Here is a 19,120-nt window from a genome sequence, read left to right as displayed (position 1 = left end):
CGCCGCTCAGGTGGGGGGGGGGCGCGGGGGGGGGGGGCGGGGGCCGGGGGGCCCGGCGGGGGGGGGTCATTTAAAACCCCCGGGGGGGGGGGGGGGGGCGCCCCCCCCCCCCCCCCGCGACAAGGGGCCCGGGATCAGGCGATGCGGTCCAGGACGATCGGCGTGGCGGAGAAGACCGTGCCCGCCGGGGCGATGTCGTGGCAGCCCTCCAGCGAGGTCAGGGCGTACTCGAACTTCTCCGGGGTGTCCGTGTGCAGCGTCATCAGGGGCTGGCCCGCCGTGACGGTGTCGCCGGGCTTGGCGTGGAGCTCGATGCCCGCACCCGCCTGCACCGGGTCCTCCTTGCGGGCGCGGCCCGCGCCCAGACGCCAGGCGGCGACGCCGACCCCGTACGCGTCCAGGCGGGTCAGGACGCCCGAGGTGGGGGCGGTGACCACGTGCTGCTCGCGGGCCACCGGCAGGGCGGCGTCCGGGTCGCCGCCCTGGGCCGCGATCATCCGGCGCCAGTGGTCCATCGCGGAGCCGTCGGCCAGGGCCTTCGCCGGGTCGGCGTCCTTGATGCCCGCCGCGTCCAGCATCTCCTTGGCGAGGGCGATGGTCAGCTCGACGACGTCGGCGGGGCCGCCGCCGGCCAGGACCTCGACCGACTCGCGGACTTCGAGCGCGTTGCCGGCGGTCAGGCCGAGCGGGGTGGACATGTCGGTGAGCAGGGCGACCGTCTTGACGCCGGAGTCGGTGCCGAGGCCCACCATGGTGCGGGCGAGCTCGCGGGCGTCCTCGATGTTCTTCATGAAGGCGCCGGTGCCGACCTTCACGTCCAGGACGAGCGAGCCCGTGCCCTCGGCGATCTTCTTGGACATGATCGAGGAGGCGATGAGCGGAATGGCCTCGACCGTGCCCGTGACGTCGCGCAGGGCGTAGAGCTTCTTGTCCGCCGGGGCCAGGCCGTCGCCCGCCGCGCAGATGACGGCGCCCGTGGTGTCCAGGACGTGCATCATCTCCTCGTTGGAGAGCAGCGCGCGCCAGCCGGGGATGGACTCCAGCTTGTCGAGGGTGCCGCCGGTGTGGCCGAGGCCGCGCCCGGAGAGCTGCGGGACGGCCGCGCCGCAGGCGGCGACGAGCGGGGCCAGCGGCAGGGTGATCTTGTCGCCGACGCCGCCGGTGGAGTGCTTGTCGGCGGTCGGGCGGGAGAGCGCGTCGAAGTTCATGCGCTCGCCGGAGGCGATCATCGCCGCGGTCCAACGGGCGATCTCGGTGCGGTTCATGCCGTTGAGCAGGATGGCCATCGCCAACGCCGACATCTGCTCGTCGGCGACGACACCGCGCGTGTACGCGTCGATGACCCAGTCGATCTGCTCGGGGCTCAACTCACCGCGGTCCCGCTTGGTCCGGATGACGGAGATGACGTCCATGTGGTGCTTCCTTCTACGCGCATAGAGAGAGGGGTTTGCGGAAGTACGACGGCCCTCCGCCCAAGGGGCTGGAGGGCCGTCGGCACGGTTATCTCAAGTGGTCGGGCCCGAAGGCCTGCGGCAGCATCTCCGCCAGCGGGAGGATCCCCTTCGGGGTTTCCACCAGCAGTTCCGGTCCGCCGAATTCGAAGAGCAGCTGTCGACAGCGGCCGCACGGGACGAGGATCTCGCCCCGGCCGTCGACGCAGGTGAAGTGCGTCAGTCGGCCGCCGCCGGTGGCCTGGAGGGAGGAGACCAGGCCGCACTCGGCGCACAGGCCGAGGCCGTAGCTCGCGTTCTCGACGTTGCATCCGACGACGGTCCTGCCGTCGTCGACGAGCGCGGCGACACCGACCGGGAAGCCCGAGTACGGGGCGTACGCCCGGGACATGGCGTCCCGGGCCGCCTCGCGCAGGGCCTCCCAGTCGACGGTGTGCGCCGCCGTCACTTGCCCTGGCCCTTGCGGTACGGCAGGCCGTCCGCCTTCGGCATCCGCAGGCGCTGCGCGGACAGCGCGAGCACCAGCAGCGTGGTCACGTACGGGGCGGCGTCCACGAACTGGCTCGGGATCTCGTCGGTCACCGCGTACAGGAGGAACAGCAGGGCCGCGAAGACGCCGGAGACGGCCGCCTTGACGTGCTGCTTCTTGTACAGCTGCCAGGCGGCGAACAGCACCAGCAGGATCGCGATCAGCAGCAGCATCGCGAGGACGTTCTCGGCACCGCCGCGCAGCTTGAGGCTGTCGGTGAAGCCGAACAGGCCCGCGCCCAGCGCCATGCCGCCCGGCATCCAGTTACCGAAGATCATCGCGGCGAGGCCGATGTAGCCTCGGCCGCCGGTCTGGCCCTCCTGGTAGATGCCGGTGGAGACGATCGCCAGGAAGGCGCCGCCGAGGCCGGCCAGGGCGCCGGAGACGATCACGGCGATGTACTTGTACTTGTAGACGTTGACGCCCAGGGACTCCGCCGCGACCGGGTTCTCACCGCACGAGCGCAGCCGCAGACCGAAAGCGGTCCGCCACAACACCCACCAGGTTCCCGGGATCAGCAGCAGCACGAGCACGGTCAGCAGCGACAGGTTCGTGACCAGGCCGCCGATGACGCCGGCGAGGTCCGAGATCAGGAACCAGTGCTTGCCCTGAAGATCGACCATCCAGTCGGACAGTCCCGGCACCGTGATGTTGGTGATCGGCTCGATGCGCGGGGACTGCTTGGAGGAGCCGCCCTTGGCCTCGGCGAACGTGAAGTTCGACAGGTACTGGGTGAAGCCCAGCGCCAGGATGTTCACGGCCACACCGGAGACGATGTGGTTGACGTTGAACGTGATCGTGATGATCGCGTGCAGCAGGCCGCCGATCGCGCCGCCGACGATGCCCATCAGGACACCGGTCCACGGACCCCACTGGTAGCCGGCCCAGGCACCGAACCAGGTGCCCAGGATCATCATGCCTTCGAGGCCGATGTTGACCACGCCCGCGCGCTCGGCCCACAGGCCGCCGAGACCGGCCAGGCCGATCGGGATGGCCAGTTGGAGCGCGCCGGAGATCTGGCCGACCGAGGTCAGGTCGTCGGCGCCGGAGATGACCCGGACCAGTGAGACCAGCGCGAGACCGCCCGCGATGATCAGCAGGATCCAGGGCAGGGTGAGCTTGCGGCGGCCGCCGCCCTTCTTGGGCGCGGCGCTCGTCGCGGAAGCGGTGCTGGTGGTCACGCCGCGACCTCCTTCTCGGTCTTGATGGCGTGGCCCGCGGCCAGCTCCTCGCCGACCTTCTGCTGCTGGCGCCGGATGCCGTAGCGGCGGACGAGCTCGTACGAGACGACGACCGCGATCACGATCAGGCCCTTCATGATCGTGCCGATCTCCTTGGCGTAGCCGGCGGTGTCGAGGCCGGCGGACGTCTTGTCGATGAACGCGATCAGCAGGGCGGCGAAGAAGATGCCGACCGGGTGGTTGCGGCCGAGCAGGGCGATGGTGATGCCGGTGAAGCCGACACCGACCGGGAAGTTGATGCTGTACGTGTGGGTCTCGCCCAGCAGCACCGGCATACCGGCCAGGCCCGCGACCGCACCCGAGATCAGCATCGAGGTGAGGATCATCTTCTTGGCGTCGACACCGGAGGCCTGCGCGGCGGACTCGCTGGCGCCGGTGGCGCGCAGGTCGAAGCCGAAGCGGGTCCGGTTGAGGACGAACCAGTAGACGATGCCGAGCGCGAAGGCGACGAAGGTGAACCCGTAGATCTCCCCGCTGTCACCCATGCTCACGGCCGGGAACCAGCCGGACTCGGCGATGTCGCCGGTGGTCAGGTCGTTGGAGCCGGGGGGCTGGACGCCGAGGTTCCTCGGCAGGATCAGCCAGGCGATCAGGCTGGTCGCGATGGCGTTGAGCATGATCGTGGAGACGACCTCGCTCACGCCCCGCTTGGCCTTCAGGACACCGGCGATGCCGGACCAGAAAGCGCCGACCAGCATCGCGACGAGCACGATCAGCAGGATGTGCAGGGCACCCGGCAGCTCGACGGCCGCGCCGACCACGGCGGAGATCATCGCGGCGAGCCGGTACTGGCCGTCGACACCGATGTTGAAGAGGTTCATGCGGAAGCCGATGGCCACCGCGAGCGCCGCCAGGTAGTACGTACCCGTCTGGTTCAGGATGAGGACCTGGATGTCCTCGTAGCCGGCGTTCTCGCCCATGATCCGCAGCGGCTCGAACGGGTTCACACCCGTGGCGGCCAGCACCAGCATGGTCAGCAGGAAGGCGCTGACCAGGGCCAGCGCGGGCCCGACGAAGCCGAGGATCAGCCGGTCCTTGTCGAATTTCTTCATCGGGCCTCGTCCTCCGTCGTATTGCCGTCGGCGGAGTGATTGTCGGTGGCTTCCAGGTGCCCGGAGGCGGCGCCGGTCATCGCGGTGCCGAGCTCCTCCGGGGTGATGGTCGCGGGGTCGGCGTCCGCGACCAGGCGGCCGCGGTAGATGACGCGCAGGGTGTCGGACAGGCCGATCAGCTCGTCCAGGTCTGCGGAGATCAGGAGCACGGCCAGGCCCTCGCGACGGGCCTCGCGGATCGCGTCCCAGATCTGCGCCTGCGCGCCGACGTCCACGCCGCGGGTGGGGTGGGCGGCGATGAGGAACTTCGGATTGTGGCTCATCTCGCGGCCGACGATCAGCTTCTGCTGGTTGCCGCCGGAGAGGGAGGCCGCGGTGACCTCGATGCCGGGGGTGCGCACGTCGTACTCGCGGACGATGCGCTCGGTGTCCTTGCGGGCGGCCTTCGGGTCGAGGATGCCGCGCTTGGAGTTGGGCGCCTCGGTGACGTGGCCGAGGATGCGGTTCTCCCAGAGCGGGGACTCCAGCAGCAGGCCGTGCCGGTGCCGGTCCTCGGGGATGTAGCCGATGCCGCCGACGCGGCGCTTGCGGACCGGGGCCTTGGTGATGTCGGCGCCGTCCAGCATGATCACGCCCGCGTCGGGGGTGATCATGCCCATCAGGGCCTCGATCAGCTCGGTCTGGCCGTTGCCCTCGACACCGGCGATGCCGAGGACCTCACCCTTGTGGATGGTGAGGTTGACGTCGTCGAGCAGGAGGCGGCCGGCGGGCACGTGTTCCTGGACGTAGCTGTCGTCGGTGGCGCCCTCCGGCGGGGCCATGGGCAGCGGCGCGGCCGGCACGCCCGACTCGGCCAGGGTCAGTCCCTTGACCTGGAGCATCGGGGTGGTCGTGACCGTGGACTCGCGGGTCTCCGGGGAGGGCAGCTCGGCGCCGACCATCAGCTCGGCGAGCTGCTTGGTGGTGGCCGTCCTCGGGTCGGCGGTGCCGACGGTGGTGCCGCGGCGGATGACCGTGATGTCGTCGGCGACCTTCAGGACCTCGCCCAGCTTGTGCGAGATGAAGATGACGGTCAGACCCTCGGCCTTGAGCTCGCGCAGGTTGTCGAAGAGCGCGTCGACCTCCTGCGGGACGAGCACGGCGGTCGGCTCGTCGAGGATGAGGATGCGGGCGCCGCGGTAGAGGACCTTGAGGATCTCCACGCGCTGCCGGTCGGCGACACCGAGGTCCTCGACCAGGGCGTCGGGACGCACGCCGAGGCCGTACGCGTCCGAGATCTCCTTGATCTTCTTACGCGCCTTGGCACCGATGCCGTACAGCTTCTCGCCGCCGAGAACGACGTTCTCCAGGACGGTGAGGTTGTCGGCGAGCATGAAGTGCTGGTGCACCATGCCGATGCCGCGGGCGATGGCCTCGCCGGGGCTGTTGAAGGAGACCTGCTCCCCGTCGATGGCGATGGTGCCCTCGTCCGGCTTCTGCATGCCGTAGAGGATCTTCATCAGAGTCGACTTGCCGGCACCGTTCTCACCGATCAGGGCATGGACCGTGCCCTTGCGGACGGTGATCGCGATGTCCTTGTTGGCGACGACGCCGGGGAAGCGCTTGGTAATGCCGTGCAGTTCTACGGCGGGGGGCGGGCTGGACGCGTTGATGACGCACTCTCCTTGGCCGGAAGGAGTCGAAGGCAGGGGGACAGGGCGGGGGGTGACGCTATCGCGTCCGCGAGATCTCTACGCGCGTAGCACTGTCAGAAAAGAAAAGTTGGCGGTACAAATACGGCCCGGGGTCCGGGGGCTGCCACGGGCAGCCGCTCCGGACCCCGGTGAGACGTTTCCTTACGGAGCGGTCTTGACCGTGATCTTGCCGGCGATGATGTCCGCCTTCGCCTTCTCGACAGCGGCGGTCAGCTCGGTCATCTTCTTGTACTCCGGGTTGGAGTCGGCCAGGCCGACGCCTTCCTTGTCCAGGCCGTAACGGATCTCACCGACCTGCGGCTTGCCGTCCTCGACCGACTTGATCAGGTTGAAGACCGAGTCCGAGACGTCCTTGGTGACCGAGGTCAGGATCTTGTCCTTGAACTTGGCCAGGCCCGCCTGGTTGTACTGGTCGGAGTCGACACCGATCGCCCAGGCGCCCTTGGTCGCGGCGGCCTCGATGGCACCGGAGCCCGCCAGGCCGGCGGCCGCGTAGATCACGTCGGCGCCGTTGTCCAGCTGGCCCTGCGCGGCGGCCTTGCCGAGGTCGGGCTTGGCGAAACCGGAGAAGTCCGGCGGCTGGGTCAGGTACTTGGAGAGCACCTTGGCGTTGGGGTTGGTGTCCTTGACGCCCTGGGCGAAGCCCGCCTCGAACTTCTTGATCAGCGGAACCTCGACACCGCCGATGAAGCCGACCGTGCCGGTCTTGGACGCCTTGGCGGCGGCGACGCCGGCCAGGTAGGAGCCCTGCTCCTCGTTGAAGACCAGGTTCGCGATGTTCGGGCCGGTCACCGAGGTGTCGTCGATGAGGCCGAAGGTGGTCTTCGGGAACTTCGGCGCGACCTTCTCGATGGCCTTGGCGTAGGCGAAACCGACGCCGATGACCGGGTTCGAGCCGTTGCGGGCCAGCTCGGTGAGGCGCTGGACCTTGTCCGCGTCCGACTCACCCTCGGTGGGCTCGGCTTCCTTGCCCTTGATCTTCAGCTCCGACTCGGCCTTCTGCAGACCGGCGTAGGCAGCGTCGTTGAACGACTGGTCGCCGCGGCCACCGATGTCGTACGCGATGGCGGCGGTGGTGCTGTCGGAAGAGGTGTCAGACGACTTCTTACCGCCACAGGCGGTGGCCGAGAGGGCCAGCGCCGCGGACGCGATGCCCACGGTGGCGATCCTGGTGATCCGGCGCAAGGGGAGGCTCCTTCAAAACCTGACCGAAGCGCCACGACCGGCGCTGGTTTCGCGGCGATCGTAACGCGCGTAGATGTCAGTTAAAGGCCTGTTCATGAGTCGTTATCGGATCGTCGCGAACCAGACAGTGACCGATCGGTAACGAGTCACGCGTGCAGCCCTTGTGTACCAAGGGCTGGACGCGTCCGCCGGGAGGCTCGCGAATGAGGTAAGAAATTTGGTTCGGCGTTACCCGAACCTTGACTAGACCGTGGGCCTGGAGCGCCGCCCGTCGAGTAGCGCCGCGGCCGTGAAGAACTCCACGCCGACCGCGATCGCGGACTCGTCCACGTCGAAGTCGCCCCGGTGCAGGTCGCGCTTGGCGAGGTCGCCGGGGGTACGGACGCCCAGGCGGGCCATGGCGCCGGGGACGTGCTCCAGGTACCAGGAGAAGTCCTCCCCGCCCAGGCTCTGCTCGGTGTCCTCGATCGAGTCGGCGCCGCGACGGATCGCCATCGCCTCGCGGAGCAGTTCGGTGACCGCCGGATCGTTGACCACCGGCGGCACCCCGCGCACGTGGTTGATCTCGAACTTCGCCCCGTGCATGGTCGCGACCTCGTCGATCGCCGCGTGGATCATGTCGGGGGCCTCGTGCCAGGCGCCGAGGTCGAGGCACCGCACGGTTCCGGACAGCTCGGCGTGCATCGGGATGACGTTGCAGGCGTGCCCGGCCTCGATCCGGCCCCAGGTGACGGACATGCCCGAGCGTGCGTCCATCCGGCGGGACAGCAGCGCCGGTACGTCGACGGCCACGCGGGCGGCCGCCGTCACCAGGTCCGTGGTCAGGTGCGGGCGCGCGGTGTGGCCGCCGGAGCCGGAGAGGGTGACCTCCAGCCGGTCGCAGGCCGAGGTGATGGGGCCGGGCCGCAGCCCGATCTTGCCGGCGTCCACCCGGGGGTCGCAGTGCACGGCGAGGATCTTGCCCACTCCGTCCAGTACCCCGGAGTCGATGGCGTCGGTGGCTCCGCCCGGGAGCACTTCCTCGGCGGGCTGGAAGAGCAGCCGCACGGGACGGGGCAGCAGGCCCTGCCGGTCGAGATCGGCGAGGACCAGGCCGGCGCCGAGGACCACGGCGGTGTGCACGTCGTGGCCGCAGGCGTGGGCGCGGTCCGGGAAGGTCGAGCGGTACGAGACGTGCGTCTTGGCGTCCGGGATGGGCAGGGCGTCGATGTCCGCGCGCAGGGCCGTCATGGGCCGTACCCCGTCCCAGGTGCCGACATCACAGATGAGGCCGGTTCCGGACTTCAGTACCCGTGGTCGCAGGCCGGCTTTCTCCAGACGGGCCTTGATGGCCGCCGTGGTCCGGAATTCCTGGTGTCCGAGCTCGGGGTGCATGTGCAAGTCCCGGCGGAAGGCGATCAGTTCGGCACGCAGGTGGTCCGGAAGTGTGCCGGGCAGCTCGGGCCGGTCGGACGCGGCGGGCTGGGCGGTCTGGGACTCGCGGGACATCAACTGGTTCACCCGTTGAAGCCTAGGCGCACGGACGGGTCAACTGGCCGGGGATCCCGAAAAGTTCATGCCGTTAGGGGAAAGAAACCCGGCCTCTGGACGCATGACGGGACGAGCCCGCGGGTAGACTCGCACGCTCATCCGGCCGCAGGTGCCGCCTGAGCAGGGAGTCTGTGCACATCACGGGCCGTGTCGGTGACCCCGGCGAGGAATCCGCGGGCCCGCGGCGAGGCGCCGGCGGTCAGCCAGTCGGGGTCCACATCGCATACGGCCACGGTGACCCCGGTGCCGGCCAGGGCGTACGGCAGCGTGTGGACGACCGTGGACGGAAAGCTGACGATGGTCCGGCCGACCGGGCCGCGCCGCGCGATCAGCTCCAGCGGCAGGTCCGGCCGTACGATCTCCAGCCCGGTCGCCTCGCTCAGCGCGCGGAGCTTCTCCGGGGCTTCCCGGCGGTGGGCGAAGTAGCGGGTGGCGCCGTGCTCCCGGGCCAGGGTGCGCACGGCGTGCAGGTAGCGGTCCGGGTCCACCACGCCGGTCTCCACCAGGGAGGTGCCGACCAGGTCGGTGCCCTTGGTCAGGCGCGGCGGGCCGAAGCGGGCCCGGGTCCAGGCGAAGTCGTTGACCCGCAGGGTCATGCCGCCGTGCGGGGTGACGGGCATCGAGCTGAACACCTCGACGGCGCGGCCGCCGCCCTCGGCCGGCGTGAAACGGCGCCGCGCGGTCGCCGACACCGGCGCGTAGACCAGCTCGCGCACGCGGGCGGGCAGTCCGCCGCCGCCGACCCGGTGCCAGCGGACGAGGCGTTCGCCGCGGGCGGTCTGGGCGATGAACTCCATGGTGGCGGTGCCGTCGTCGACCACCACCAGCTCCTCCGCCCGTACGAGCGTGAGCAGCAGCTGCACGTAGCGGGAGAACGGGTCGCCGACGACGACCGTGCGCGCGGCGCGGACGTCGCGCGCCAGCGCCGCGAGCGCCTTGAAGGGCGCGAGGCGGCCGCCGCGCGCCTCCTGCCAGCGGATCTCGTGCCCCTCGTCCCGGGCCAGCGCCGCCATCCGGCGCAACTGACCGCGGGACATGGGGTCGGTGGGGGGCAGTACGACGATCCGCGTTCGCGCTGCCCCGGCCGCACTTGGATCGAGCCCGGCTGCCGCGGACGCGCCGTGCGGGGCGGCGGACCCGGCATCGGGTCCGCCCTGCGGTGTGCCCGCGCTCCGCGCCTGGCGGGGGACGCCGTCGAGCAGCGGCCGTCCGTCCGCCGGGACGGTGCTGCGCGCATGCGCCCACTCCAGCACGTTCAGCAGCTGGACCGGGCTCTCGACAAACGCCAGGGTGGAGGCGGAACGGGGCACGGCGTACTCCTCGTCGGGGGGACGGAACCTCTTCGCGGCGGACCGGGCGGAGCGGGGGTCAGACGGCGACCAGGTCTCCCTGGACGCGGCGGAGCTTCTTCATCGGGCCGAGCTCGGACTCGTAGACGCGCTTGACGCCGTCGCCGAGGGCGGTCTCGATGGTGCGGATGTCGCGGACCAGGCGGGTGAGGCCGCCGGGCTCCACGGAGGCGGCCTGGTCGGAGCCCCACATCGCGCGGTCGAGGGTGATGTGGCGCTCGACGAAGGTGGCGCCGAGGGCGACGGCGGCGAGGGTGGTCTGCAGGCCCGTCTCGTGGCCGGAGTAGCCGATCGGGACGTTGGGGTACTCCTCGCGCAGGGTGTTGATCACCCGCAGGTTGAGCTCCTCGGCCTTGGCCGGGTACGTCGAAGTGGCGTGGCAGAGAAGGATGTTGGCGCTGCCGAGCACCTCGACCGCGTGCCGGATCTGCTGCGGGGTGGACATGCCGGTCGACAGGACGACGGTGCGGCCGGTGGCGCGCAGGGCGCGCAGCAGCTCGTCGTCGGTGAGGGAGGCGGAGGCCACCTTGTGGGCGGGGACGTCGAACTTCTCCAGGAAGGCGACGGCCTCGGTGTCCCACGGGGAGGCGAACCAGTCGATGCCCCGCTTGGCGCAGTGCTCGTCGATGGCGCGGTACTCGGTCTCGCCGAACTCGACCTTGTGGCGGTAGTCGATGTACGTCATCCGGCCCCAGGGGGTGTCGCGCTCGATGTCCCACTGGTCGCGCGGGGTGCAGATCTCCGGGGTGCGCTTCTGGAACTTCACGGCGTCGCAGCCGGCTTCGGCGGCGGCGTCGATGAGGGCGAAGGCGTTGCCGAGGTCGCCGTTGTGGTTGATGCCGATCTCGCCGACGACGTAGACCGGGCGGCCGGGGCCGGCGGTGCGCGATCCGAAGGTGCGGTGGCGGGGGTCGGGGGTGGAGGTCATGGCAGGGTGCGTCCTTCGGTGCGGGGGTGTGTGCGGGGGCGTGTGCGGGGGTGTGTCGAACAGGGGGGCCAGGAGGCGGGCGCGGGCCAGGTCGTGCGGGTCGTCGATCTCCAGGACCCGGGCCGGGTCGGTGGCGACGGGCAGCGTCCGGCCGAAGAAGCGGTGGCGGGCGGTACGGAAGCCGGGGGTGTCCATGGCGTAGGCGGCGCCGGTCTCCAGCAGGTCCTGCGGGCGGTCCTGGCGGCGGGGGCGGTGCGCCGCGTCGTGGTTGACGCCGGCTCCGGAGCCGTCGGCGTCCGCGCGCCAGAGGAAGCCGTGGAACGGGGCCACGGTCATGGCGGAGTCGGCGGCTCCCGTGGCCACGGCGGCGGCGACGGACTCCACCTCCTCCGGGGTCAGGAAGGGGCTGGTGCACTGGACGAGGAGGACCACGTCCACGGTGACGGAGCACAGTTCCTCGAAGGAGTCGAGGGCGTGCAGGACGGCGGCCTCGCTGCTCGCGGTGTCGCCGGAGATCGCGGTGGGGCGGGCGATCACGTGGGCGCCGGCCGCGCGGGCGACGGCGGCGATCGCCTCGGAGTCGGTGGAGACGACCACGTCGGTGACGGTGGGCGCGGAGCGGCAGGCGGCCACGGCGCGGGCCACGAGCGGCACCCCGCCCACGGGGGCGGTGTTCTTCCCGGGGACTCCCTTGGAGCCGCCGCGCGCCGGGATCACGGCGAGGACCCTCACAGCTCCCCCATCCGGCGGATCACCGGGGCCACGCGCTGCACCCCGTGCCGGTACGCCCCGCGGGCGGCCTCGCGCAGGTGCGAGCGGATCCACCGGCGCAGCCGGGACTCACGCGCCGTCGGGCGGGCGGCAGCAGGGAGCGGTGTGCCGTCGGGGGCGAGATGGTGCCGGGCAAGGATCCCGGGCAGATACCTCGGAGCGGTGGTGAGCGTGTAGTAGGGCGCGGGGGCGGGCAGTTCCGCCCGGTCCAGCAGACCCTGGAGCCTCGCCCGGGCCCCGGCATAGGCGTCCTCCGCCGCGGCCTGCCCATGGGCGGCAGGCGTCGGCGTAGCAGGGTCATCAGCCCTCGGGACGGGCGACCCGGCATGGCCGGACCCCGGCGCGGCCGGACCGGCGGACCCGGCCTGCGGCGCAGCCGAATCCGAGGCGGCAAGCCCCGGCGCGGCCGGACCGGCCGGGAGTACCCCCTGGGCGGCCAGCCAGTCCCGGTCCCCCCGCGGGAGCGACCCGGCGTCGAGTTGGTCCCAGGAGGCCAGGCAGCCCGAGCCGAGGAAGTGGTGGTTGCCGAGGGCTTCGCGGATGCCGAGGTCGGTCAGGACTGCCGTCGGAATTCCCCGGTGCAGGGATTCGAGGGCGGCGGTGGAGGAGACGGTGACCAGCAGGTCGGTGCCGTCCAGGACCTCGCCCATGTTCCCGTAGACGAGCCGGCAGTTGACCGGCAGCCCGCCGGGGACGCGGTCCGCGAGGCGCTGGTAGGGCTGCTCCTCCAGGTGCGTGGTGTGCTCCCCGGGCCGGCTGCGCAGCTTGATCAGCACCTCGCGGTCCGGGTGCAGCCGCGCGTGCCCGGCCGCCCGCTCCAGCAGGTACGCGCGGTCGGCGCGGCTGTCGGGGACGGAGGGCTGCACGGCGAAGACGACGGTGTGCGCGCGGTTGCCGACCGGTTCGTACGGGGCCCCGCCGAGGAACGGCAGGGCGGTCTCGGTGACGGCGCCGGCGTCCGCGCCGACCCCTTCGTACACGGCGCGGAACCGCTCCGCGTCGTGGCGGGAGTTGGCGAGGACGAGGTCCGCCCCGTGCCGCAGCAGCAGCCCGTCGGCGAGCTTCTCGTAGACGACGCCGACGTACCCGGTGACGAACACGGGCCGCTTCGCCGGGTTCGGCCACAGGGCGCGAGCCCCGTGCAGGACCGCCTGAACGGCACCGCCGACGAGGGCGAGGACGACGACGTCGTACTGTTCGCGCTCGACCTCCGCGAGGAATTCGGCGCAGGTCACCTCGGAGAGCCGGTCGGCCCGCACCCCCACCTCGCCGAGCTGGCGCGCGGTGGGCGTGGCCCGGCCGCGCAGCAGGTATCCGGTGAGCTGCATCCCCCGATCGGGGTCGGAGGCGGAGTCGGACACGAGACGGCGGGCGGTGAGCGCGCCCCATTTCCATCGCGTATCGGAATCGGCGAGTACGGCGACGCGTTTGCGGATCGACACGCCGCAGAAGCTATTCCGCGATTTCGGTGAACGGCCCAACGAACGCACAACAGCGGGTTAACAACGCGTCGACTAATTGCGAAACCGGACGGGTTAACGCGCCCGCCGTGCGTCGTTCACATGGAATCCGCGTCCGGGCCATGATGAATGCCGGGCGCCACCCTATTGTCTCCCGGGTGCCCAAGCTCTCTGTTGTCGTGCCGTTCTACAACGTGCAGACATATGCACCGGATGCCCTGAGAAGCCTCGCCCTCAACGCCCGGGACGATTTCGAGTTCGTCCTGGTCGACGACTGCTCCACGGACGGGACGCCCGATCTGCTGGAGCGGGCGGCGCTCGAACTGCCCGGGGCGGTGCACCTCAGACACGAGCGGAACGGCGGCCTGGCCACCGCGCGCAACACCGGGCTGGACGCGGCCCGCGGCGAGTACCTCGCCTTCCTCGACGGGGACGACTGGCTGGCCCCCGGCCACCTGGCTCGGATGCTGGCCGCCATCGAGGCCCTGAACTGCGACTTCATCCGTACCGACCACGTCAGGTGCACGGGCCGGACGCGCAGCGTGCAGCGGGTCCCGTACGGCCCGCAGGCGGTCGTCGCCGATCCGCGGACCGCGATCCTGCCCGCCGACCGGGCCACGTCGGTGGACTACCCGTACGCCTGGGCCGGCATGTACCACCGACGGCTGCTGGACAGCGGTCTGCTGCGCTTCACCGACGGGCTGCGAACGGCGGAGGACCGGCCGTGGATCTGGCGGCTGCACCGGGAGGCGGAGTCCTTCGCCGCGGTCGGACTGCCGGGGATCTTCTACCGGCGCGGGGTTTCCACTTCGCTGACGCAGATCAAGGACGAACGCCAGCTCGATTTCATCAAGGCATTCGACGAAGTGCTTTCGGGCGTGCGGAGCGACCGGGAATCCGATCTTTTGCTCCCGAAAGCCGTACGAACATATTGCGCCATTATCGCGCATCATTTCGGTTCCATCGAAGGGTTCGAACCGGCCGTGGCCAAGAAACTCCGTTCGATGAGCGCGGCCGCGCTCGGACGCATGCCCCAGGACGTACTGGACCGGGTCCTCGACTCGATGGACGTCGAACGCTCCACCGTCCTGCGCCGCCTGCGCGGCGGCCGCCGCTCCCTGTCGGGGGCGACCGCCTGATGCCCACGCAGCTCTTCCTGGCCTCCACCCTCTACGGCGCCGCCACCCTCGCCGCGGGCATCGACGCCGGCTCCTTCCCGCCCGCCGGTCGGCGGATCCTCCTGACCAGCAACCACGCCGTCGCCGCCGAGGTCACCCCCGGGGTCACGGACATGCCGGGCTTCGCCGCCCTGCGCTCCCGCTTCGACGAGGTGCTCGACTGGAACCGCGTCATCGAACCGCAGCACCCGAGCACCTGGGCCCCGCGCCCGGAGGACGTCCCGCTGTGGGAGCGGCAGCTGCGCACCCTGTGGGGGCTGGGCGACGACCGCGTCGAGCTGATCGTGGAGTCCCTGCAGGTGCCGCCCGCGCAGACCCTGTGCCGGCTCTTCCCCGGCGCGGCCGTCGACGTCTACGCCGACGGACTGATGAGCTACGGGCCCACCCGTTTCCGGCTCGATCCGCAGCTCGGGATGCGCGTACGCCGGGTGCTCCACCTGGACCTCGTACCGGGGCTGGAGCCGCTGCTGCTGACGGAATTCGGGGCCCGGGCGGAGCTGGTGCCGACGGATGCCTTCCAGAAGGTGCTCGCCGAGCTGGCGGAGGCGACGGAGCCGGCGGCGTCGGCCGTGCTGCCCGGAACCCCGCCCGCCCTGCTCCTGGGCCAGTACCTCTCGGCCCTCGACCTCATGAGCCCGGACGAGGAGGAGGAGCTGCACGTCTCGATGGTCCGGGGCGCGCACGCGCTGGGCCACACCGAGCTGCTCTTCAAGCCGCACCCCAGCGCCCCGGCCGCCTACTCGCGCCGCGCGGAGGCGGAGGCCGCGCGGCTCGGCGCCCGGATCACCGTGCTCGACACTCCGGTCCTGGCCGAGGCCCTCTACCAGCGGCTGCGCCCGGCACTGGTCGTCGGCTGCTTCTCGACCGGCCTGCTGACCGCCACCACGCTCTACGGGCTCCCGGTGGCGCGTACCGGCACGGACGCCATACTGGCCCGCCTCACCCCGTACCCGAACAGCAACCGCGTCCCGCTCGCCCTGGTGGACGCCCTGCTCCCCGACCTCGCGGACGCGGAGGCGGTGCGCACCTGGACCCCACCGACCCCCGAGCGGGTGCGCGAGGAGACGGCCGGGCTGCTCACGGCCGTCGGGTTCACGATGCAGCCGCAGATCCTCGCCGCGCGCCGGCCGGCCGCCGAGGCCTACCTGGCCCGGCACCTGACCCCGCGCACCCGGAGGTACTTCACCCGCCGCCGGCTGACGGGTCTGGGCCTGCCCGGCGGCGTCCCCGCCCGGCTGTCGTTCCTGCCGCGGAGCCGGATGGCGCGACGCGTGGCCCGCCGGCTGCGCCGCGCCCTCAGCTGACGGCGAGCTTCGCCGCGAAGCCGAGGAACAGCACGCCCGCCGCCGAGGTCGCCCCGGCCGACAGCCGCTTGCGGCGGCGGAAGGCGGCCGACAGGCGGGTGCCGCCGAATATCAGCAGCGTCAGGTAGAGGAAGCTGCCGGTCTGCAGCAGGCCGCCCAGGACCAGGAACGACAGGGCCGGGTAGGCGTAGGACGGGTCCACGAACTGCACGAAGAAGGACATCAGGAAGAGGATGGCCTTCGGGTTGAGCAGGCTGATCAGCAGCGCCCGCCGGTAGGGCCGCTCGCCCTCGCCCGGGTCGGCGGGGGCGGCGGCCGACGCCTCGTCCCGCTCCCGGCGCGTGCGCCACAGCGCCCAGGCGCCCCGCATCATCCCAACGGCCAGCCACGCCAGGTACCCGGCTCCGAGGGTCTTCACCACGGTGAACACCAGCGGGCTCGCCTGCAGCAGCGCCCCGGCGCCCACCGCCGTCAGCGCCATGAGGACGGCGTCGCCGGTGAACACCCCGGCGGCGGCCTTGTAGCCGGTGCGGACGCCGCGGCGGGCGGCCACGGACAGCACGTAGAGCGAGTTCGGCCCCGGCAACAGAATGATCAGCACCAGGCCGGCGAGATAGGTCGGAAGATCTGTCACACCCAGCATGTGCAGGAGTGTCCCATAAGGTTGCACCTGTCGGTCCAATCGATTTCACCAGGTGGAATCGACCGGTTCGTACGCACCCCAGACCTCCCGCAGCGTCCCGCATACCTCCCCCACCGTGGCCCGCGCCCGCAGCGCCTCCTTCATCGGGTAGAGCACGTTCTCCGTCCCGGCCGCCGCCGCCCGCAGCCCTTCGAGCGCCGCCGCCACCGCCGCCCCGTCCCGCTCCGCCCGCAGCCGCGCGAGGGCCTCGCACTGCCGCGCCTCGATCGCCGGGTCCACGCGGAGCGGCTCGTACGGCTCCTCCCGCTCCAGCGCGAAGCGGTTGACTCCCACCACCACCCGCTCCCCGCTCTCGGTCTCCTGCGCGATGCGGTAGGCGTTCTTCTCGATCTCGCCCTTCTGGAAGCCGTTCTCGATCGCGGCCACCGCCCCGCCCTGGTCCTCGACCCGGCGCATCAGCGCGAGGGCCGCCGCCTCCAGCTCGTCCGTCATCCGCTCCACCGCGTACGACCCGGCGAAGGGGTCCACCGTGTGCGGCACGTCCGTCTCGTACGCGAGCACCTGCTGGGTGCGCAGCGCGAGGCGGGCCGACTTCTCCGTCGGCAGCGCGATCGCCTCGTCGAAGGAGTTGGTGTGCAGCGACTGCGTGCCGCCGAGGACGGCGGCCAGCGCCTGCACGGCCACCCGTACGAGGTTCAGCTCGGGCTGCTGCGCCGTCAACTGCACGCCCGCCGTCTGCGTGTGGAAGCGCAGCATCAGCGACTTCGGGTCCCGCGCCCCGAACTCCTCGCGCATGACGCGCGCCCAGATCCGCCGGGCCGCCCGGAACTTCGCGACCTCCTCCAGCAGGGTGGTGCGGGCGACGAAGAAGAAGGAGAGCCGGGGCGCGAACTCGTCGACCGCCATCCCGGCCGCCAGGGCCGTACGGACGTAGGCGATCCCGTCGGCGAGCGTGAAGGCCACCTCTTGCGCGGGCGAGGCCCCCGCTTCGGCCATGTGGTAGCCGGAGATGGAGATGGTGTTCCACTTGGGGATCTCGGCCCGGCAGTAGCGGAAGGTGTCGGCCGTCAGCCGCAGCGAGGGCCCGGGCGGGAAGATGTACGTTCCGCGTGCGATGTACTCCTTGAGAACATCGTTCTGAATAGTCCCCGTCAGCTGCGCGCCCGAGATGCCCTGTTCCTCCGCCACCAGTTGGTAGAGCAGCAGGAGCAGCGCGGCGGGCGCGTTGATCGTCATCGAGGTGGAGACCCGGTCGAGGGGGATCCCGTCGAACAGGATCCGCATGTCGTCGACGGAGTCGACGGCGACGCCGACCTTGCCCACCTCGCCGTGCGCGAGCGGGGCGTCGGAGTCGTGCCCCATCTGGGTCGGCAGGTCGAAGGCGACGGACAGCCCGGTACCGCCCCCCGCGATGAGCTGCCGGTAGCGGGCGTTGGACTCGGCGGCCGTCCCGAAGCCGGCGTACTGCCGCATCGTCCAGGGCCGACCGGTGTACATGTTCGGGTAGACCCCGCGGGTGTACGGGAACCCGCCGGGCTCCCCGAGGGCCCGCGCCGGGTCCCACCCCGTCAGGTCGCCGGGACCGTAGACGGGTTCGATGGGGAGTCCGCTCTCCGTGTGCGCCGTCACTTCAATCCTCCGTAGAGCGAGTGGGCCCGGGCCTGGTACAACCGACCCGCACATGTCCTCGAAAGGCTGCGGACGGCTCCTGGTCACAATGGCGCAACATCCCTCGGCAGAGTGCAACTCTCCACGCGCGCGAGGCATCACCTACATATACGACGTAGAAATCGGGGGACTGCTCATGCACCGCCACAGAGTCATAATTCGCACGCTCGGGATCGCCACCGCCGTCGCGCTCGCCGCGACCGCCTGCGGACCGGAGAAGTCGGAGTCGGCAGGCTCCCCTTCGCCCGTTTCGTCCTCGCCCACGGCGGGCGCGACTCCCGAAACCTCTCCTTCCACGGACAACAAGCCGGGCGAGGCCTCGCCGTCGGCCTCTGCCTCCGCCTCCGCTTCGCCCTCCCCGTCCGCCTCGCCCACCGTGAAGGCCATCATGGCCAACGGCGACGAGAGCGAGCAGGTGCGCGAGCTCCAGGCGCGGCTGAAGCAGCTCAAGCTGATGACGGTCGCGCCGACCGGCTTCTACGGCTCGAAGACGACCGCCGCGGTCAAGTCCTTCCAGTCGAAGAACACCCTGACCGCCAGCGGTTCGGTCGACGACGACACCTGGAAGAAGATCCAGAAGCTGACGAAGAAGCCCACCGCCGACGAGCTGCGCCCGCCGACCGTCAACGAGGTCGACGCTCCGGACCCGCGCTGCATGACCGGCCGGGTGATGTGCATCAGCAAGGAGAGCCGCACCCTCGCCTGGATGATCGACGGCAAGGTCATCTCCACGATGGACGTGCGTTTCGGTTCGGAGAACACCCCGACCCGCGAGGGCGTGTTCAAGGTGGACCGGAAGGAGAAGGACTGGGTGTCGACGCTCTACCACACGCCGATGCCGTACTCGATGTTCTTCAGCGGCGGCCAGGCGGTGCACTACTCGGCCGACTTCGCGGCCCGCGGTTACGCCGGCGCCTCGCACGGCTGTGTGAACGTCCGGGACAAGGGGAAGCTGGCGACGCTCTTCGGCAACGTGCAGGTCGGCGACAAGGTCGTCGTCTACTGGTGAGTGTGGTCTTGAAGTAAAGGGCGCGGGCAGGGCCGGGGGAACGTGCCCCGCCCGCGCCGGTTGCGCAGAGCCCAGGGGTACGGGGGGAACCCCGGCTCATGCGCGGCCGATGACCAGTCGGCTCGTTA

At 71.1% G+C, this 19,120-nt stretch carries 15 protein-coding genes and 1 pseudogene; 3 read left to right on the top strand and 13 right to left on the bottom strand.

Annotation, left to right across the window (positions count from 1 at the left end; all coding sequences use genetic code 11):
• Positions 1–134: 134 nt before the first annotated feature.
• From ACFV9H_RS25250 to ACFV9H_RS25200, 11 genes and pseudogenes are all read right to left on the bottom strand, one after another.
• Positions 135–1,412 (bottom strand): thymidine phosphorylase, encoded by a 1,278-nt coding sequence (locus tag ACFV9H_RS25250; RefSeq protein ID WP_385402116.1) that lies wholly within the window; start codon positions 1,410–1,412, stop codon positions 135–137.
• A gap of 88 nt (positions 1,413–1,500) precedes the next feature.
• Positions 1,501–1,899 (bottom strand): cytidine deaminase, encoded by a 399-nt coding sequence (locus ACFV9H_RS25245; protein ID WP_385402113.1) that lies wholly within the window; start codon positions 1,897–1,899, stop codon positions 1,501–1,503.
• Complete coding sequence (locus ACFV9H_RS25240; protein ID WP_385402110.1) at positions 1,896–3,161, bottom strand: ABC transporter permease; 1,266 nt, start codon at positions 3,159–3,161, stop codon at positions 1,896–1,898. Before ACFV9H_RS25240 ends, ACFV9H_RS25245 begins: the two co-directional genes overlap by 4 nt.
• On the bottom strand, positions 3,158–4,273 hold the full coding sequence (locus ACFV9H_RS25235) for an ABC transporter permease (protein ID WP_385402108.1): 1,116 nt from the start codon (positions 4,271–4,273) through the stop codon (positions 3,158–3,160). Before ACFV9H_RS25235 ends, ACFV9H_RS25240 begins: the two co-directional genes overlap by 4 nt.
• Positions 4,270–5,925, bottom strand: coding sequence for an ABC transporter ATP-binding protein (locus ACFV9H_RS25230; RefSeq protein ID WP_385402180.1), 1,656 nt, complete (start codon positions 5,923–5,925; stop codon positions 4,270–4,272). Before ACFV9H_RS25230 ends, ACFV9H_RS25235 begins: the two co-directional genes overlap by 4 nt.
• A 183-nt stretch (positions 5,926–6,108) precedes the next feature.
• Positions 6,109–7,152 (bottom strand): BMP family protein, encoded by a 1,044-nt coding sequence (locus tag ACFV9H_RS25225; protein ID WP_385402106.1) that lies wholly within the window; start codon positions 7,150–7,152, stop codon positions 6,109–6,111.
• A gap of 243 nt (positions 7,153–7,395) precedes the next feature.
• Entirely contained in the window at positions 7,396–8,640 is a 1,245-nt protein-coding gene (locus ACFV9H_RS25220) for an amidohydrolase (RefSeq protein WP_385402177.1), read from the bottom strand.
• Positions 8,641–8,777: 137 nt separating this feature from the next.
• Positions 8,778–9,992: a hypothetical protein gene (locus ACFV9H_RS25215; protein ID WP_385402103.1), complete on the bottom strand. Its 1,215-nt coding sequence runs from the start codon at positions 9,990–9,992 to the stop codon at positions 8,778–8,780.
• Between the two features lie 58 nt (positions 9,993–10,050).
• The gene (locus ACFV9H_RS25210; protein ID WP_385402175.1) at positions 10,051–10,959 is read right to left on the bottom strand and encodes an N-acetylneuraminate synthase family protein; all 909 of its coding nucleotides are present in this window, start codon (positions 10,957–10,959) and stop codon (positions 10,051–10,053) included.
• Between the two features lie 336 nt (positions 10,960–11,295).
• Positions 11,296–11,676, bottom strand: a pseudogene (locus ACFV9H_RS25205) (cytidylyltransferase domain-containing protein); the annotation flags it as partial.
• Positions 11,677–11,687: 11 nt separating this feature from the next.
• Complete coding sequence (locus tag ACFV9H_RS25200; RefSeq protein ID WP_385402100.1) at positions 11,688–13,172, bottom strand: DUF6716 putative glycosyltransferase; 1,485 nt, start codon at positions 13,170–13,172, stop codon at positions 11,688–11,690.
• Between the two features lie 176 nt (positions 13,173–13,348).
• On the opposite strand from ACFV9H_RS25200, the gene ACFV9H_RS25195 reads away from it, so the two are divergent.
• Positions 13,349–14,329 (top strand): glycosyltransferase family 2 protein, encoded by a 981-nt coding sequence (locus ACFV9H_RS25195; RefSeq protein ID WP_385402097.1) that lies wholly within the window; start codon positions 13,349–13,351, stop codon positions 14,327–14,329.
• Positions 14,329–15,672: a polysialyltransferase family glycosyltransferase gene (locus ACFV9H_RS25190; RefSeq protein WP_385402094.1), complete on the top strand. Its 1,344-nt coding sequence runs from the start codon at positions 14,329–14,331 to the stop codon at positions 15,670–15,672. Before ACFV9H_RS25195 ends, ACFV9H_RS25190 begins: the two co-directional genes overlap by 1 nt.
• Here the strand turns inward: ACFV9H_RS25190 and leuE are convergent.
• Entirely contained in the window at positions 15,665–16,315 is a 651-nt protein-coding gene (leuE, locus tag ACFV9H_RS25185; protein ID WP_385402091.1) for a leucine efflux protein LeuE, read from the bottom strand. The genes ACFV9H_RS25190 and leuE overlap by 8 nt on opposite strands.
• Positions 16,316–16,360: 45 nt before the next feature.
• Positions 16,361–17,944 carry a methylmalonyl-CoA mutase gene (locus ACFV9H_RS25180; RefSeq protein WP_385402089.1) on the bottom strand — a complete coding sequence of 528 codons (1,584 nt, stop codon included), beginning with the start codon at positions 17,942–17,944 and terminating at the stop codon, positions 16,361–16,363.
• Positions 17,945–18,119: 175 nt separating this feature from the next.
• Here ACFV9H_RS25180 and ACFV9H_RS25175 point away from each other — a divergent pair, with 175 nt between their 5' ends.
• A complete protein-coding gene (locus ACFV9H_RS25175) occupies positions 18,120–18,992 on the top strand; it encodes a L,D-transpeptidase family protein (protein WP_385402086.1) in 873 nt (290 codons plus the stop codon).
• The last annotated feature ends 128 nt before the right edge of the window (positions 18,993–19,120 follow it).

This window comes from Streptomyces sp. NPDC059874 (assembly GCF_042731135.1).
Lineage (GTDB): Bacteria > Actinomycetota > Actinomycetes > Streptomycetales > Streptomycetaceae > Streptomyces.
The sequence above is the reverse complement of the archived record's forward strand: the minus strand, read 5'-3'. Positions and strand labels throughout refer to the sequence as shown.